The organism is Lysinibacillus sp. FSL W8-0992, from assembly GCF_038008685.1.
Classification (GTDB): domain Bacteria; phylum Bacillota; class Bacilli; order Bacillales_A; family Planococcaceae; genus Lysinibacillus.
Map to the genome: position 1 here is coordinate 4,256,733 of NZ_JBBOZQ010000001.1, position 16,013 is coordinate 4,272,745.

The 16,013-nt window shown below is 40.1% G+C and carries 16 protein-coding genes; all 16 read right to left on the bottom strand.

Translation table 11 applies throughout. From position 1 onward, the window contains the following. Positions 1-6 precede the first annotated feature (6 nt). Complete coding sequence (locus tag NSQ74_RS21260) at positions 7-909, bottom strand: ABC transporter permease (RefSeq protein WP_340825934.1); 903 nt, start codon at positions 907-909, stop codon at positions 7-9. A gap of 35 nt (positions 910-944) precedes the next feature. Next, a complete protein-coding gene (opp4B, locus tag NSQ74_RS21265; protein ID WP_340825936.1) occupies positions 945-1,907 on the bottom strand; it encodes an oligopeptide ABC transporter permease in 963 nt (320 codons plus the stop codon). Between the two features lies 1 nt (position 1,908). Further along, positions 1,909-2,856, bottom strand: coding sequence for an ATP-binding cassette domain-containing protein (locus NSQ74_RS21270; RefSeq protein ID WP_340825938.1), 948 nt, complete (start codon positions 2,854-2,856; stop codon positions 1,909-1,911). Then, on the bottom strand, positions 2,837-3,862 hold the full coding sequence (locus NSQ74_RS21275; protein WP_340825940.1) for an ABC transporter ATP-binding protein: 1,026 nt from the start codon (positions 3,860-3,862) through the stop codon (positions 2,837-2,839). Before NSQ74_RS21275 ends, NSQ74_RS21270 begins: the two co-directional genes overlap by 20 nt. A 666-nt stretch (positions 3,863-4,528) precedes the next feature. Beyond that, positions 4,529-5,530, bottom strand: a complete 1,002-nt coding sequence (locus NSQ74_RS21280) for a hypothetical protein (protein ID WP_340825941.1) — start codon at positions 5,528-5,530, stop codon at positions 4,529-4,531. After that, complete coding sequence (locus NSQ74_RS21285; protein ID WP_340825942.1) at positions 5,517-5,975, bottom strand: hypothetical protein; 459 nt, start codon at positions 5,973-5,975, stop codon at positions 5,517-5,519. The genes NSQ74_RS21280 and NSQ74_RS21285 overlap by 14 nt, the downstream gene beginning before the upstream one ends. Positions 5,976-6,135: 160 nt before the next feature. Beyond that, positions 6,136-6,396 carry a hypothetical protein gene (locus NSQ74_RS21290; RefSeq protein ID WP_340825943.1) on the bottom strand — a complete coding sequence of 87 codons (261 nt, stop codon included), beginning with the start codon at positions 6,394-6,396 and terminating at the stop codon, positions 6,136-6,138. Positions 6,397-6,501: 105 nt separating this feature from the next. Next, positions 6,502-7,410 (bottom strand): oligopeptide ABC transporter permease, encoded by a 909-nt coding sequence (gene opp4C / locus NSQ74_RS21295; RefSeq protein ID WP_340825945.1) that lies wholly within the window; start codon positions 7,408-7,410, stop codon positions 6,502-6,504. A gap of 13 nt (positions 7,411-7,423) precedes the next feature. Continuing rightward, positions 7,424-8,389 carry an oligopeptide ABC transporter permease gene (gene opp4B, locus NSQ74_RS21300; protein WP_340825946.1) on the bottom strand — a complete coding sequence of 322 codons (966 nt, stop codon included), beginning with the start codon at positions 8,387-8,389 and terminating at the stop codon, positions 7,424-7,426. A gap of 93 nt (positions 8,390-8,482) precedes the next feature. Further along, positions 8,483-10,216 (bottom strand): oligopeptide ABC transporter substrate-binding protein, encoded by a 1,734-nt coding sequence (opp4A, locus tag NSQ74_RS21305; RefSeq protein WP_340825948.1) that lies wholly within the window; start codon positions 10,214-10,216, stop codon positions 8,483-8,485. Between the two features lie 62 nt (positions 10,217-10,278). Further along, a complete protein-coding gene (locus tag NSQ74_RS21310) occupies positions 10,279-11,268 on the bottom strand; it encodes an ABC transporter ATP-binding protein (RefSeq protein WP_340825951.1) in 990 nt (329 codons plus the stop codon). A gap of 9 nt (positions 11,269-11,277) precedes the next feature. After that, positions 11,278-12,276: an ABC transporter ATP-binding protein gene (locus NSQ74_RS21315; RefSeq protein WP_340825952.1), complete on the bottom strand. Its 999-nt coding sequence runs from the start codon at positions 12,274-12,276 to the stop codon at positions 11,278-11,280. 718 nt (positions 12,277-12,994) lie between these two features. After that, positions 12,995-13,624, bottom strand: coding sequence for an orotate phosphoribosyltransferase (pyrE, locus tag NSQ74_RS21320; RefSeq protein WP_340825953.1), 630 nt, complete (start codon positions 13,622-13,624; stop codon positions 12,995-12,997). After that, a complete protein-coding gene (gene pyrF, locus NSQ74_RS21325) occupies positions 13,621-14,331 on the bottom strand; it encodes an orotidine-5'-phosphate decarboxylase (RefSeq protein ID WP_340825954.1) in 711 nt (236 codons plus the stop codon). The genes pyrE and pyrF overlap by 4 nt, the downstream gene beginning before the upstream one ends. Further along, positions 14,331-15,242 carry a dihydroorotate dehydrogenase gene (locus NSQ74_RS21330; protein WP_340825956.1) on the bottom strand — a complete coding sequence of 304 codons (912 nt, stop codon included), beginning with the start codon at positions 15,240-15,242 and terminating at the stop codon, positions 14,331-14,333. Before NSQ74_RS21330 ends, pyrF begins: the two co-directional genes overlap by 1 nt. Then, the gene (locus tag NSQ74_RS21335; RefSeq protein WP_340825958.1) at positions 15,239-16,012 is read right to left on the bottom strand and encodes a dihydroorotate dehydrogenase electron transfer subunit; all 774 of its coding nucleotides are present in this window, start codon (positions 16,010-16,012) and stop codon (positions 15,239-15,241) included. The genes NSQ74_RS21330 and NSQ74_RS21335 overlap by 4 nt, the downstream gene beginning before the upstream one ends. Position 16,013 lies beyond the last annotated feature (1 nt).

Consider the following 16,013-nt stretch of genomic DNA (forward strand, 5'->3'; position numbering starts at 1 on the left):
CCTCTGTTATCCTAATCTTTGTTTTGCGTCAGCGGCACGACGGAATGCTTGTCCGATATAATTAATACCGAGCATTAAAACTAAAATTAATAAAGATGCTGGTAGCCAAACCCACCATTTGTCAGCTAAGACGAGCGGATTTCTTGCATAGCTTACTAAAGTTCCTAAACTTGGCGTCGAAGGTGGTAGCCCAAATCCTAAAAATGATAGCCCTGTTTCAATCCCAATATTACCCGCAAGACTTAATGTAAACTCTACTATTAAGATCGAACTTAAATTTGGTAATAGCCCCTTAAACATAATGGCTATATCACTCGTCCCCATTGTTTTAGATTCACTTACATAATCCCGTCGCCCTTCTGATAAAGCTTTACTTCGAATTAACCGAGCAATCCCTATCCATTGAAATGCACTAATAATAATAACGAGCTCAAGAACGCCATATTCTGGAATGATAGAAACAAGGACAATAAAAATCATAAGTGTCGGTAATGTAATAATAAAATCAATTATTCGCATCATCACATTATCCACAATACCGCTGTAATAGCCCATAATAATTCCCATAGCTATGCCTATAATATTGGCTATCACCGTTACCCATAGAGCAATTAAAAGCGAATTTTTCGCCCCAATAATTAGCTGGCCAAGCACATCACGCCCTGCCTCATCCGCTCCAAGAATGTATCCATTAACACCTGGTTCGGTATAGCGTTCTAGCAAATTAATTTTCAATACTTCTTCTTGGTTGAGCATCCCTGCTGCAATAAAAATCGTTAACATAATAATCGTGACACCAAAAAAGGAAAACATCGCTACTTTATCTTTTTTAAACTCTCGTAAAACGACTTGTATACCTGTCGGCGGAGAGTTTTCCATCATATTCGTCTCGTAAGTTTGTTGCGTCATTCATATTCACCTCTTCTTACACATTATGTTAGTCGTTAGTCTATACGGATACGAGGATCCACAATGCTCATAATAATGTCCGACAGCAGACTACCTAATAATGCTAAGAAACCATAGAGCATGATGAGTGCAGTAATGACACTATAGTCGCGACTCGTTATTGAACTAATAAACAATTCCCCCATACCTGGGTAGCCATAAATAGTTTCTATGAAAATCGAGCCACCTAATAAACCTGTTATTGTAAACCCTAAAAACGCTGCAATAGGAAGAACTGAATTGCGGAAAATATGTCGCGCATATATTCTACGGATTGGAATGCCTTTACTTCGAGCTGTTTTTACATAATCTTGTGTTTTAGCATCAATAATTTCCGAGCGTAAATATTGGATAATCCCTGTAGTACCTAAAATAGCTGCCGTCATAGCAGGCAATAGCAAGTGATATATTTTATTCCAAAAATAGGCCATCGTTCCTGATTCAAGTCCAACATCAACGGTTCCACTCGTTGGGAACCACATTAAGCGATAACCAAAAACGAACAAGAAAACGAGAGATAATACAAAAGTGGGAATTGCGAAGCTAATAAAACTGTATAGGATAATCGATTTATCTAAAAATGTATCTTGCTTACGCCCTGCAAGCATTCCCAATGGTATGGCGAGCAAGTAGACAAGAATAACACTAAGTAATGAAAGCCAAAATGTATTGAGTGCACGCTCACCAATAAGAGTGGACACCGCAATTTTATATGTATAGCTTTGTCCAAAATCACCTTGAAAGGCATTTGTAATCCAGCGATAATATTGAACATACCAAGGATCATAGAAGCCTGCTTGTATTCGTAGCTCCTCAATCCTTGAAGGATCTGTCTCTGGTGTAATTAACCCTGTAAAAGGGTCACCTGGCATTTGCTTTGCCAATATAAAAATAATTAAACTCAATATAAACATTTGGGGAATCATTACAATAATGCGTCTAATAACAGTTTTCCACATTTTACAATCCCTCCTGCTCAATTTCAGACATCGCTACTTTATGGGTCTCTGAAATGGATTTTAAAGGGTATACTTTACCATTCTCATCATAATAGTGATGATGATCTTTGCGATACTTCTCTTCGACTTTTTGCCGAGCTGCTTTACGCGCCATCCTCGTTTCAGGCTCAATATGTGGGATAGCTGACAACAGGCGATTTGTGTAAATATGCTGTGGATTGATGTAAATATCCTGACGGGTACCCGTTTCAACAAAGCGCCCCTTGTACATGATTGCAATGTAATCACACATATGTTTTACGACTCCGAGGTCATGAGATATAAATAAGTAACTTAGCCCATATTCTTGCTGAATATCTTTCATAAAATTTAGTACTTGTGCTTGAACCGATAAATCAAGTGAGGATACAGGCTCGTCCGCAATAATCAATTTTGGATTAGTAGCAACTGCCCGCGCGATACCAAGACGTTGCTTTTGTCCTCCTGAAAATTCATGCGGATACTTTAACAAGACGTCCTCTGACATACCAACAATGGCAAGTAGCGCTTTAATACGCTTGCGTTCCTCCTGATCGCTGAGCTTCAAAAAATTGCGCATTGGCTCTGCTAGAATATCCAGTACACGCTTTCTTGGATTCATACTCGAGTGTGCGTCTTGGAAAATCATTTGAATATCTCTGTTATACGCAGAATTACGCTTACGTCGTTTATTAGTAACATCGTGCCCTTCATAAATGATTTGGCCAGACGTTACCTTTTCGAGGCCAATGATTGCTTTACCTGTTGTTGATTTACCAGAACCCGATTCACCGACTAAACCATATGTTTTTCCTTTTTCAAACGCCATCGTAACGCCATCAACCGCGTACACTTTATCAATGACGGTATTAAAAAAGCCACCTCGTATTGAATAATGGACGTTTAAATCTTTAATTAGCATAAATGTCATACTGTCCACCTCCTAGCTCCCCTTCAAAGCAAAAGTGTTTCCAGCAGGTGCAGCGAACAAAATGCCCAGGTGCAATTTCATGTAATTGGGGGGCACTTTCATGTGCTGATTCATCAATCCACGGTATGCGGGCTGAAAAACGACAGCCTTCACGTGGCATATGCATGAGCGAAGGCACCATGCCGTGTATTACCTCCAGTCGCTCGTTTTCCTCATGTGTTTGCGGAATGGAATTTAATAAGGAACGGGTATATGGATGTTTGGCATCATTAAACAATACTTGGACGGGCGCCTCTTCAATAACTTGTCCTGCATACATAACAGCTACACGGTCTGCAATTTCTGCCACAACACCTAAGTCATGGGTAATTAAAATAATGCCCGCTTGTGTCTCATCTTGAAGCGACTTTAATAGGTCTAAAATCTGTGCTTGAATTGTTACATCTAATGCTGTAGTCGGTTCATCTGCAATAATGATGGAAGGTTTACTGGATAGCGCTATCGCAATCATGACACGTTGGCGCATACCACCTGATAATTGATGCGGGAATTGTCTAGCAACCCGTTTAGGATGAGCAATCCCTACTTGCTCAAGCAATTCTAAAACACGTGCTTCACGTTGCTTTTTAGTTAGTGTTGTGTGATAAATAAGACCTTCCGCAATTTGTTCATGAATGCGCATTAATGGGTTTAAAGCTGAAAGAGGATCTTGAAATATAAAGCCAATATCATTGCCTCTTAATTGGTTGAATTGTACTTCACTTAACTTTGTTAAATTTTGTTGATTGTAAAGTATTTCCCCAGTCACTTTTGTATTCCCATCATTATGTAAGCCAACAATAGTTGTGGCTAACGTACTCTTCCCACAGCCCGACTCTCCTACTATCGCTAAAATCTCATTTTTTCTTAGTGAGAGCGAGACATCTTCTACTGCTGCGTGGTATGTGTCTTTAATACGAAAACTCGTTGTTAAATTGTTAATTGTTAATAAGTTATTTGTACACAAACAATCTCCCTCCAACATTCAGTTTTCTGACAAATACATTTATCTTTATTTCAAAATTATAATTCCCCTAAACTAACCCCTCCCTATTTTTTTATTTTTGCTAAAGACAAGTACATTTAGCTTGTTAATTACAAGTAAAGCAACCTGCCTTCGTATAGATAGAATTATCTGATAATTTATTATAACGCTATTTTATCTAGTATTTATATGCAAAATCAAGCGTTTTTTTCAAATTATTATCATAAAAAAGAGTATTCTCACCTACTATTCATCTAGATGAATTTCATTTTCCACCTGCCAATTTTACTTATTTGTTATATAAATAAAACAAATAAGTAAACGCTTATGAAATATTTTAAAATAATAAAATAGAGTGAAGTTTAACTTCATAAATCAACCTTTTCAATAATTAATAAAAAAATTTGCTAATAAATAAATTTTATTTGAATGCTTTTATTCAAGTACGTTTTGTTTTAAAACGCTTTGTTTTATTAATTCCTTATTACATTAAAAAAATTTTATTTTTACCATAAACTTATAATTATTTTTTTATTTTCCACACAAAAATCAAATTTTAATTTAGCAACCTTTTACATAAAAATAGTTAGTTTCTACGCTTCATATCCGACTTCCATGTACAATTTTGATATTTCTTTCTACATATTGCTAGTAGACGGGATTAGGTCCCTGCTTCGAGGGACTACCTCTCTCGCTTCGCGGAATTATCTCCTTGCTCCGCGGAATCACTACCTCACTCCGCGGGATTACTGCCTTGCTCCGCGGCATCACCTCCTTGCTCCGCGGAATCACCTCCTCGCTTCGCGGAATTACTCCCTCGCTCCGCGGAATTCTCTCCTCGCTTCGCGGCATCACTACCTCACTCCGCGGAATTCTCTCCTCGCTCCGCGGAATTATCTCCCCGCTCCGCGGAATTACACCCTTGCTCCGCGGAATCACTACCTCGCTCCGCGGAATTACACCCTCGCTCCGCGGAACCACTCCCTCGCTTCGCGGAATTATACCCTTGCTCCGCGGAATTACTCCCTCGCTCCGCGGAATCACCTCCTCACTCCGCGGAATTATCTGCCCGTTCCGCGGAATTACTCCCTCGCTTCGCGGAATTACTCCCTCACTCCGCGGAATTACCTCCTTGCTCCGCGGAATCACTACCTCACTCCGCGGAATTCTCTCCTCACTCCGCGGAATTACACCCTTGCTCCGCGGAATTACTCCCTCGCTTCGCGGAATTACTCCCTCGCTCCGCGGAATTATCTCCTTGCTCCGCGGAATTACTTCCTCGCTCCGCGGAATTACTCCCTCGCTCCGCGGAATTATCTCCTTGCTCCGCGGAATCACCTCCTCGCTCCGCGGAATCACCTCCTCGCTCCGCGGAATCACTACCTCACTCCGCGGAATTCTCTCCTCGCTCCGCGGAATTACTCCCTCACTCCGCGGAATTACTCCCTCACTCCGCGGAATTACTCCCTCACTCCGCGGAATTACTCCCTCGCTTCGCGGAATTCTCTCCTCGCTTCGCGGCATCACTACCTCACTCCGCGGAATTATCTCCCCGCTCCGCGGCATTACACCCTTGCTCCGCGGAATCACTACCTCACTCCGCGGGATTCTCTCCTCGTTCCGCGGAATTACCTCCTCACTCCGCGGCATCACCTCCCTTGCTCCGCGGAATCACCTCCTTGCTCCGCGGATTTACACCCTCACTCCGCGGAATTACCTCCTCGCTCCGCGGAATTACACCCTCGCTCCGCGGAATTACTCCCCCGCTTCGCGGAATTATATCCTTGCTCCGCGGAATCGCCCCCTCGTTCCGCGGAATTACTCCCTCGCTCCGCGGAATTACCTCCTCGCTCCGCGGAATTACACCCTTGCTTGGCGGAATTATCTCCTCGCTCCGCGGAATTATCTCCTCGCTCCGCGGAATTACTTCCTTGCTCCGCGGAATTCTCTCCCCGTTCCGTGGAATCACTACCTCGCTCCCCTGAATTACACTCTCGCTCCGCGGAATCACCTCCTCGCTCCGCGGAATTACACCCTCGCCCCGCGGAATTACTCCCCCGCTCCGCGGAATTACCTCCTCACTCCGCGGAATCACCTCCCTTGCTCCTCGGAATCACCTCCTTGCTCCGCGGAATTACCTCCTCGCTCCTCGGAATCACTACCTCACTCCGCGGAATTACCTCCTCGCTCCGCGGAATCACACCCTCGCTCCGCGGAATCACCTCCTTGCTCCGCGGAATCACACCCTCGCTCCGCTAGCAGAATCCTCCCTCGCTCCGCGGAATCACCTCCTCGTTCCGCGGAATTACACCCTTGCTCCGCGGAATTACACCCTTGCTCCGCGGAATTACACCCTCACTCCGCGGAATTATCTCCTTGCTCCGCGGAATTACTCCCTCGCTTCGCGGAATTATCTTCTTGCTCCGCGGAATCACTACCTCACTCCGCGGGATTCTCTCCTCGTTCCGCGGAATTACCTCCTCACTCCGCGGAATCACACCCTCACTCCGCGGCATCACCCCTCCACTCCGCTAGCAGATTCACCCCTCGCTCCACACCAACAGCAAATGGCACCTATCAAAGTGAAGTTCACTTTGATAGGTGCCATTTATTTACCAACATTATCTTCTTGATTTTGGATTCATCGCATCTTTTAGTCCTTCACCGATAAAATTAATCGATAAAATTACTAATGTAATTGCTGTTGCTGGTGGAATCCATATCCAAATTTTATCTCTTAACACATCTGAGTTTCTAGCCTCTGCTAGCATATTTCCCCAACTTGGCGTATCTGCTGGCACACCGAAGTTTAAGAAGCTTAACGCCGACTCTATTACAATGGTTACCGCCATTAATAAAGTAGCTTGTACAATGATTGTAGAAGCGACGTTGGGTAATAAATGTTTCATAATGATTTTCGATGATTTACAGCCGATTGACTGTGCAGCTAAAATGTACTCATTTTCTTTTTCTGCAAGAATTCGACTTCGTACAACTCGGGCAACACTACCCCAGCTTAATACGGAAATGACAATGATTAACGTCCATAGCCCCGAAACTTTACCAACTAAAATCGTATTTAACACGATAACAAAAACTAATAAAGGGAACATTAATACAAAGTCCGTGAAACGCATTAAAATTTGATCAATCTTGCCACCAAAATAACCTGAAATAGACCCTATAGTTGTCCCAATTAAAACAATGAAAAACATACAACCTATACCAACCGTTAAGGAAGATTTACCAGCATAAAGCATTCGTGTAAATACATCACGGCCATTTGTATCGGTTCCAAGCCAATTCTCACTTGAAGGTGGTTGGCTAATTTTCATAAAGTCTACACGCACAATATCTTTTGTCGTAATATATGGTGCTAAAAACGATAGAATAATAACGATTAGTAAAAAAATAAGGCTTATCATAGCTAATTTATTTTTAACGAACTTTCTTCTCGCTATCACCCATGGAGAGGGGCTTTTATTCAGTGTTTTTAATGCAGACGCTTCTTGTTTTGTAATAATCTCCACATATTTCCCCTCCCTAATCTAGTCTAATTCGCGGATCTACTATACCATACAATAAATCGGCTACTAAATTCCCAAAAAGTGTTAAGAACGAAAGTAACATAGTTATCGACATCATGACCGCATAATCTCTTCTACCAACGGAATCTAAGAACAGTGCGCCTATTCCGGGATAAGTAAAGATGGTTTCTGTTATTACTGCACCACTAATTAATGTAGCGATGTCAAAACCAAGAAAAGTAATAATCGGAATAATCGAATTTCTTAAAATATGCTTGTTGTAAATTTTTGATTCCTTTGTTCCTTTTGCTCTCGCTGTACGGACGAAATCTTTTCTGCTGTTTTCAATAATATCGTTTCGTAAAAATTGCGTATAGGAAGCCGTTCCCATTAATCCTAATACAAGTGAAGGCAATAACACATGATGAACCCTACTTAGGTAATAAGCAAACGTTCCTTCTTGAAGCCCTACGCCAACTGAGCCATTGAATGGGAACCACCCTAGTTGGAAAGAGAAAACATAAATGGCTACAATACCAGCGACAAATGATGGAATCGCTAAAGCCAAATAATTGTACGAAGCTATTAAATTATCGCCTAATGTATATGGTTTTCGCCCAGCATACATACCCATGAAAAAAGCAAAAATATACGTCAAAATTAAAGATGTTACTGCTAAAAATAATGTATTCGGAATTCGTTGTACAATTACTTCTACTGCAGGTTTTTTATAAACTGTTGATTTACCAAAATCCCCTTGTACAAAATTAGACATCCATCTTCCATATTGCACGATAATTGGATCATTATAGCCTAACTTCTCTCTCATTTCCTCGATGTATTGTGGGTTTGTATTTGATGGATCAATTTCTCCCGCAAATGGATCTCCTGGCATCATTTTTGCTAAGAAGAACACAACTAACGAAATAAGGAGTAACAATGGAATCATGCCGAGTAATCTTCGAAGTGTGTATTGAAGCATGTGACGTCCCCTTATCAATTATAATTTACTACTACCAGGCTCCTAAAAGAGCCCGATAGTAGTAGGTTTCTCAGCCTTTTTTAGGCATTAAACTTACTCGACAATATGCCATTTATAAACGTCTGTTTGGAAACCAACAGCGTTAATATGAACACCTTGTAGTCGGTTGTTAATACCATATAGATCTAGGTTTTCCCATAAAGGAAGTGCTGGTAATTGTTCGTTGAAGTATTTTTGCCAATCAACATAAACTTTTTTACGGTAGTCTTTATCAAATGCAGCTTCACTTAACGCTTCTTTTAATAATTTGTCGTTTTCCTCATCTACATAACGACCGTAGTTCCATTCTGCATCATTTGCCCATAGGCCAGATGGATCTGGATCAGAGCCCATACTCCAAGAACCGAAGAATGCCTCTAATGCAGCGTCATCATTATCTTTCATCTCGTTGTACAAGTTAAACTCAACTAAGCTACCTGTTGCTAATTCAGTTTTTACGCCAATATCATTCCAAGATTGGATGATTGCTTGTGAACGACCTTCAAATGCCGCTGGTCCTGCATAGTGTCCAAATGAAATTTTAAATGGTTGGCCTTGTGGATCTTCAACAAATCCATCGCCATCTTTATCAACATAGCCTGCTGTTTTTAACAGTTCTTTCGCTTTATCTACATTAAAGTCATATGCATTTAAATCTGAAGCATCTGCAGCAGTCCAGAAAGTAACTGGAATAACTGTATTCGCAACTTCAGCTTTTCCTTCTAAGAAAGCATCGATCATTGCTGGACGGTTAAGAGCATATAATAGTGCCTGACGTAATTCTTTTGAATTGAATTTATCAAAATCTGCTACATTTTTAAGTGTAGCTTTATCACGATGACCAAAACGAAGCCCGATATAAGAATAGCCTACACCAGTCGTTTCTTCGATACGTACATTGCTTAATGCTGAAAGCTCTTTCACAGATTGTGGTCTAATATCCATGATGTCGATTTCTCCGTTTTGGAACGCACCCGCAGCTAATGATGGGTCAATTACTTTTACAATTACACCATCAAGCGTTGGTTTCCCTTTCCAGTAATCATCAAAACGCTCTAATTCAGAATATTCGCCGTCAACAACTTTTTTCACCTTAAACGGTCCATTGCCTACAGGCGTTTCACGCACTTGCTTCGATTCACTTAAATCTTTTACTGCAATGCCTTCATAATGTTTCTTCGGCATTGGGAATTGCCAAATACTTTCTAGATTATTAATTTTTACTTCTTTAAATGTAACTTTAATCGTGTAAGGGTCAACAACTTCAATTCCTGAAATTTTATCTGCTTTACCTGCTTTTTTATCTTCTGCCCCTTTTACACCTTCAACATAATTAAAACGAGGGCCATCATAATCAGGATCTGCTAAAGTTTCTAAAGCGAATACCCAGTCTTCACCTGTTAATTCCTCACCATTATGCCATTTCACACCTTTTTCAAAGTTGAATGTATACGTTAATTTATCTTCACTAATATCCCATTTTGCAAGGTTTGGTATATATTCTAACTCATCATTTACATCATAAATACCATCCATCATGAAGCCTTGGATATAGCTATCTACAATACTTCCTGCAAAGGCAGGGTCAAATACGCCCTCTGGTGCTTGGTCTGTACCGAATGTTACAACGCCACCTGCTTTAGCATCAGTAGTTGTCGTTACTGGTTTTTCTGTATCCTTTCCTGTATCTTTGTCGTCAGTTTTCGATGAATCATTATTACATGCTGCTAGGAACAATGCCATGACGAGCATTAGTAAAAGTGACCATAATGTTTTAGTCTTTTTCATTTTTTTCCCCCCGTTAATTTTTTATTTTGAAAAGCATTTTTTCCTTTTTTTTCTTGCCATATTTAATATAAGTGGCAAGCAACTTTATGATCTGGCTTCACCTCCTTTAATACTGGTTTAGTTAAGGAACATTCCATCATAGCCTTCGGGCACCTTGGATGGAATGGGCATCCTTGCGGAGGATTAGCTGGGCTCGGTACATCGCCCTGTAAAACAATGCGATTGCTTTTTTTCCGAGGATCTGGCACGGGTATTGCTGAAATGAGTGCTTGTGTATATGGATGCAATGGCTCGTCATATATGCTTACCTTGTTTGCAATTTCAACAATATTGCCTAAATACATAACGCCAATGCGGTCACTCATATGTTTTACAACACTTAAGTCGTGCGCAATAAATAAAAAGGTTAAATCAAACTCATCTTGCAATTCTTTTAGTAGATTTAAAACTTGTGATTGCACGGAAACATCTAAGGCAGAAACGGGTTCATCGGCAATTATTAGCTTCGGTTTAAGGGCTAGTGCTCTTGCAATACCAATTCGTTGACGTTGACCACCTGAAAATTCATGGGCATATTTATAATATGCGTCCTTAGGTAACCCTACTTTTCTTAATAATTCAATGACTTCTTCTTTTAAAGAATTCAGTGATTTATTATGAAAATTCATAATAGGCTCAGCTACGATACTGCCTACCATCTGCATTGGATTTAATGATGCATAAGGATCTTGGAATACCATCTGGATATCTTTTCTTATTTCTCTTAATGATTTGCCTTGTATTTTCGTAATATCCTTTCCATCAAACACGATTTGTCCTTCTGTAGAATCTAACAATCTAATAATCGTACGGCCTGTTGTTGATTTTCCGCATCCTGACTCACCAACTAAGCCCAATGTTTCACCATTTTTGATAGAAAATGAAATATTGTCTACAGCCTTCACTTGTCCGACTGTTTTTTTAAGAAATCCACCTTTAATAGGGTAATAGGTTTTTAAGTTGTTCACTTCGAGCAAAGTTTCTTTTTGTTGTTTGATTGTCGTATCAGTCATGTTGTTACCTCACACCTTCTCTAGGATAGAACCTTCATATAGTAAGCATGAAACCTCATGGCCATCGCCGATTTGAACTAGCTGAGGAGTTACCGTACTACACTCGGGTTTCACCGACGGGCATCTATCTGCAAATCGACAGCCGACTGTCGGCATATTTTTTAAAGATGGCACAATGCCTTGAATTGTCGTTAGCTCACTAACTTCGATATCAATGCGTGGGATGGATGCCATTAATAGCTTCGTATAAGGATGCTTTGGATTATAGAATAGATTGTCCACATTCGTGCGCTCTACAATTTTCCCAGCATACATAATGATGACTTCATCACACATTTCTGCCACTACACCTAAATCATGCGTAATCAATATAATGGACATATCATTTTCCGCTTGAATTTTTTTCAGCAATTCAAGTATTTGTGCTTGTACAGTTACATCTAGTGCAGTAGTAGGTTCATCAGCAATTAAAAGCTTTGGATGACAAGCGATGGCAATCGCAATCATGACCCTTTGTCGCATCCCCCCTGATAGTTGATGTGGATATTCGTCGACAATTTTATCTGGTCTTGGTATGCCTACACTCTTTAATAATTCAATTGACTGCTGTCTTGCATCAGTTTTCGAGATTGGTAGATGGTTTAATAAAATCTCTTCAATCTGATTGCCAATTGTAAATACAGGGTTTAAAGATGTCATAGGCTCTTGAAAGATCATACTAATATCTTTTCCTCGTATTTTATTCATCTCATCACTTTTGTAGCCCTCAATACTTTTGCCTTGGAACTTTATTTCTCCGCCAGTAACTTTGCCAATCCCTTGAGGAAGTAGCTGCATGATCGACAGTGACATAACACTTTTTCCACAACCAGATTCCCCTACAATACCTACAATTTGGCCGGGCTTAACGGAAAACGAAACGTTATCCACCGCGTGATATATATCTCCGTCTATATCAAAACCAGTTTTAAGGTTTTTCACTTCAAGCATTAAATTCATTGCAATCATCACACCTTTTTGTATTTTTTCTAAATAGAAATATGTAGTAAAAACTTACGATGACAATCTTTTCTGATTCAATATTCAGAAAAAAGGATTCAAAATTGATTAAACTTATTTCAATATCATTTCTACTCAAATATTTATTAGTTTTTATATAATTCTAATTAAAAACAAATTAATTAATTTTTTACAGTAGAAACAAAAAAATCATCTAACTATATACTTATGGAATTATCTGAAAATTATTCATATTGCTATTTTATATAGAAATAACGCATTTAATCAAGAGTTTTTTTCCAACTCTCATAATGTTATATACATAATAAACCATACAACTATTACAAAAAATTATATAATTTTTCTATTCTTTTTAAACATCCATTTGCTTCCCTTCTTATTTTTTCTATTATCCATCAATTATTTATTATTTAAATATACTAATATTCTAAACTGTATTTCATGCTCTTCTCTCTTAATTCATTCTTTTATTTGGTAAACTTGAAGATTATAGGAACAATTCGATATTTCTGTTTATTTTAAATATTCAATAATTATTTTTATATAATTTTTCGGTTTAAAGTATTAACAACAAAAAGCACTTTTTGCTACAGTAAAAAACTATTTTTTTATAAATTTTTCTAAACGTACATCTTTATAAAAAAAAAACGATCACTGGCTAATTTACCCGTGATCGTTTATTATTCGTTTTTCTGATTTATTAAACTTATAATGTTCCAGCTTTAAGTTTTGCATGCCAGTCTTTTAAAAATGGAATATCTTCTTCTTTAATCGCACCTGATTCGTTTGCTGCTTCAATTAGAAAATCAAAGTTAGTTAAAGATACATATTGAATGCCCGCTTCTTCAAACGCTTGCTCAGCGCGTGGCAAATTATAAGTGTAGACACAAACAACACCTAGTACTTCACACCCCGCTGCACGCAAAGCTTCTACTGCTGTAATGGAAGAACCACCTGTTGACACAATATCTTCTACTACAACAACTTTTTGGCCTGCTGCGTATTTTCCTTCAATTTGATTTCCACGACCATGCTCTTTTGCTTTTGAACGCACGTACACCATTGGTAAGTCTAAAATATCGCTTACCCATGCAGCATGTGGAATACCTGCTGTAGCAGTACCAGCTACAATTTCTGTACCTTCGAAATTTTCCTTAATAATTTTCGCTAAGCCGTTTGCCAATTGCTTACGGATCACTGGATCTGAAATAGTTAAGCGTGTATCACAGTATATCGGCGATTGAATGCCCGATGCCCATGTGAAAAGATCTGTTGGATTTAATTCGACTGCGCCAACCTTTAGCATAGCGTGTGCGATTTCGTTTTGTAATGTCATTTTGTTGCCTCCCATAATTCACTTACGATTTTATATGCTGCTACTGGATCTTGGGCACCTGTTACGGCACGCCCTACTACGATTAATGAAGATCCATCACGTTTTGCACCATCTGGCGTAGCGATGCGTTTTTGGTCGTGTGCATCACCACCAGCTAAACGGATACCTGGTGTGACGCGTAAGAAGTTCTCACCGCACACTTCGGCGATTGCCTGTGCTTCATGAACTGAGCAGACAACACCATTTAAGCCCGCTTGTTTTGTTAAGCTAGCATAATGTAGTACAGATTCTTGTAATGTTAACGCAATTTTTTGCTCTGCTTGCATTTGCGCTTCCGTAGTAGATGTTAGTTGTGTCACAGCAATCAATGCTGCACGTTCTCGACCTGCTGGTGTACCCGCTTCTAGTCCTTCGAGTGCAGCTTCCATCATTGGACGCCCACCTGCAGCATGTACATTGACTAAATCTACTCCTAATTTTGCTAAGCCCTTCATCGCAGAGCCAACAGTATTTGGAATATCATGTAGCTTTAAATCTAGGAAAATATCGTGCCCTAAATCCTTCACTTTACGTACAATATCAGGACCTTCCTGCATATAAAGCTCCATACCAATTTTTACGAAAAGAGGCTCTTGAAAATGTGCTAAAAACTTGAAAACTTCCGCTTCACCTGGGAAATCAAGTGCTAGTATTGGTTTTGTATTCATTAACGATGGCTCCTTCCGATTATGTCCGTAATATGCTCTACGCCTAATGCGTCAAGCTTTGCTGGTAACTCCTCAATGATGTTTGGACAAACGAAATGGTCAACAAAATTGGCTGTCCCAACTGCGACTGCTGATGCACCTGCTGACATAAAGTCAATGACATCTTGCGCTTCGCTCACTCCGCCCATTCCAATAATCGGAATATTGACGGCTTTATATACCTCATATACCATACGAATGGCAACTGGTTTTACTGCAGGGCCAGATAAGCCCCCTGTACCATTTGCAATTACTGGTTTACCTGTACGTTCATGCAAACGCATGCCAATTAATGTGTTAATCATCGTAATTCCATCCGCTCCACCAGCTTCAACTGCTTGAGCGATTTCTACGATATTCGTTACATTTGGTGATAATTTCACGTAAACAGGGACTTCAGAAACAGCTTTTACTGCTGCAACGAGCTCTCGTGCTGTTGCTGGGTCAGTACCGAATTGAATGCCCCCACATTTGACGTTCGGGCAAGAAATATTCAGTTCTAGCGCTTTTACATTTGGCGCTGCAGAGATGCGACGTGCAACTTCCACGTAATCTGCAGTTTCAGTACCAGCTACATTGGCGATAATTGGCACATCATAGCGTTCTAAAAACTTTAATTCTTCATTCATTACTTTTTCAATACCAGGATTTTGTAAGCCAATGGCATTTAGCATCCCTGCTGCTGTTTCCGCTACACGTGGTGTTGGATTGCCGGGTCTTGTTTCCACTGTTGTTGCTTTAATCATAATAGCGCCAAGCTTCGATAAATCGTACAACTGAGCATATTCACGACCAAAGCCAAAGCAGCCTGAAGCTGGCATAATTGGATTTTTTAAATTTAAGCCAGGTATTTGGATATTTAAACGACTCATAATGCCACCGTACCTTTCGGGAATACTGGACCGTCAGAGCATACTTTGACATAGTCTTTTTCAATTTGATCGGTTGTCTTGCACACACATGCAAAGCACGCTCCAATGCCACAGCCCATGCGCTCTTCAAACGATAAATAGCCTTCTTTTTCCGGGTAGAAGCCTTCTAACGCTTTGAGCATCGGTAGAGGGCCACAAGAATAGAACACATCAAACTCCGGCGCACGCGTTTCTAACACGTTTGTTACAAAGCCCTTCGTTCCTTTCGATCCATCTACAGTTACGTAATGTGTTTCACCAAGTGCATTAAATTCTTCCTCATAGAAGCAAACATCTTCTGTTTGGAAGCCTAATACATGGATTGTTTTCACACCACGAGCATTAAGCTGTTTTGATAGTTCATGTAAAGGTGGTACACCGATGCCGCCACCAACTAACAATGCCGTCCCGCCCGTCTTTACAGCATCAACTGGGAAGCCATTACCAATTGGGCCAAGAACATTGACTAACTGTCCTTCACGATTTGTCGCTAACACTTGTGTTCCTCGACCTTCCGCACGATAGATCATTGTAAATTCACTATTGTCTTTATCTATGTTTGCAATACTAATAGGTCGACGTAAAAGCGGCTCCAATGAATCTGACACCTTTACATGGACAAACTGGCCAGGAGTCATATCCTGAACCAGTTCACCATGAAGTGTCAATTCGAAAATGTTTGTCGCAATTTGCTTTTGAGAGACGACCGTCATTTTCTCTTGACGAATCATA

Bases quoted from the DNA above. Each gene is read 5' to 3' on its own strand.
- NSQ74_RS21260 (WP_340825934.1), bottom strand. From the start codon at position 909: ATGACGCAACAAACTTACGAGACGAATATGATGGAAAACTCTCCGCCG.
- opp4B (WP_340825936.1), bottom strand. From the start codon at position 1,907: ATGTGGAAAACTGTTATTAGACGCATTATTGTAATGATTCCCCAAATG.
- NSQ74_RS21270 (WP_340825938.1), bottom strand. From the start codon at position 2,856: ATGACATTTATGCTAATTAAAGATTTAAACGTCCATTATTCAATACGA.
- NSQ74_RS21280 (WP_340825941.1), bottom strand. From the start codon at position 5,530: ATGCCGCGGAGTGAGGAGGTAATTCCGCGGAACGAGGAGAGAATCCCG.
- NSQ74_RS21290 (WP_340825943.1), bottom strand. From the start codon at position 6,396: ATGCCGCGGAGTGAGGGTGTGATTCCGCGGAGTGAGGAGGTAATTCCG.
- opp4B (WP_340825946.1), bottom strand. From the start codon at position 8,389: ATGCTTCAATACACACTTCGAAGATTACTCGGCATGATTCCATTGTTA.
- opp4A (WP_340825948.1), bottom strand. From the start codon at position 10,216: ATGAAAAAGACTAAAACATTATGGTCACTTTTACTAATGCTCGTCATG.
- NSQ74_RS21310 (WP_340825951.1), bottom strand. From the start codon at position 11,268: ATGACTGATACGACAATCAAACAACAAAAAGAAACTTTGCTCGAAGTG.
- NSQ74_RS21315 (WP_340825952.1), bottom strand. From the start codon at position 12,276: ATGATTGCAATGAATTTAATGCTTGAAGTGAAAAACCTTAAAACTGGT.
- pyrE (WP_340825953.1), bottom strand. From the start codon at position 13,624: ATGACATTACAAAACGAAATCGCACACGCTATGCTAAAGGTTGGCGCA.
- pyrF (WP_340825954.1), bottom strand. From the start codon at position 14,331: ATGAATACAAAACCAATACTAGCACTTGATTTCCCAGGTGAAGCGGAA.
- NSQ74_RS21330 (WP_340825956.1), bottom strand. From the start codon at position 15,242: ATGAGTCGTTTAAATATCCAAATACCTGGCTTAAATTTAAAAAATCCA.
- NSQ74_RS21335 (WP_340825958.1), bottom strand. From the start codon at position 16,012: ATGATTCGTCAAGAGAAAATGACGGTCGTCTCTCAAAAGCAAATTGCG.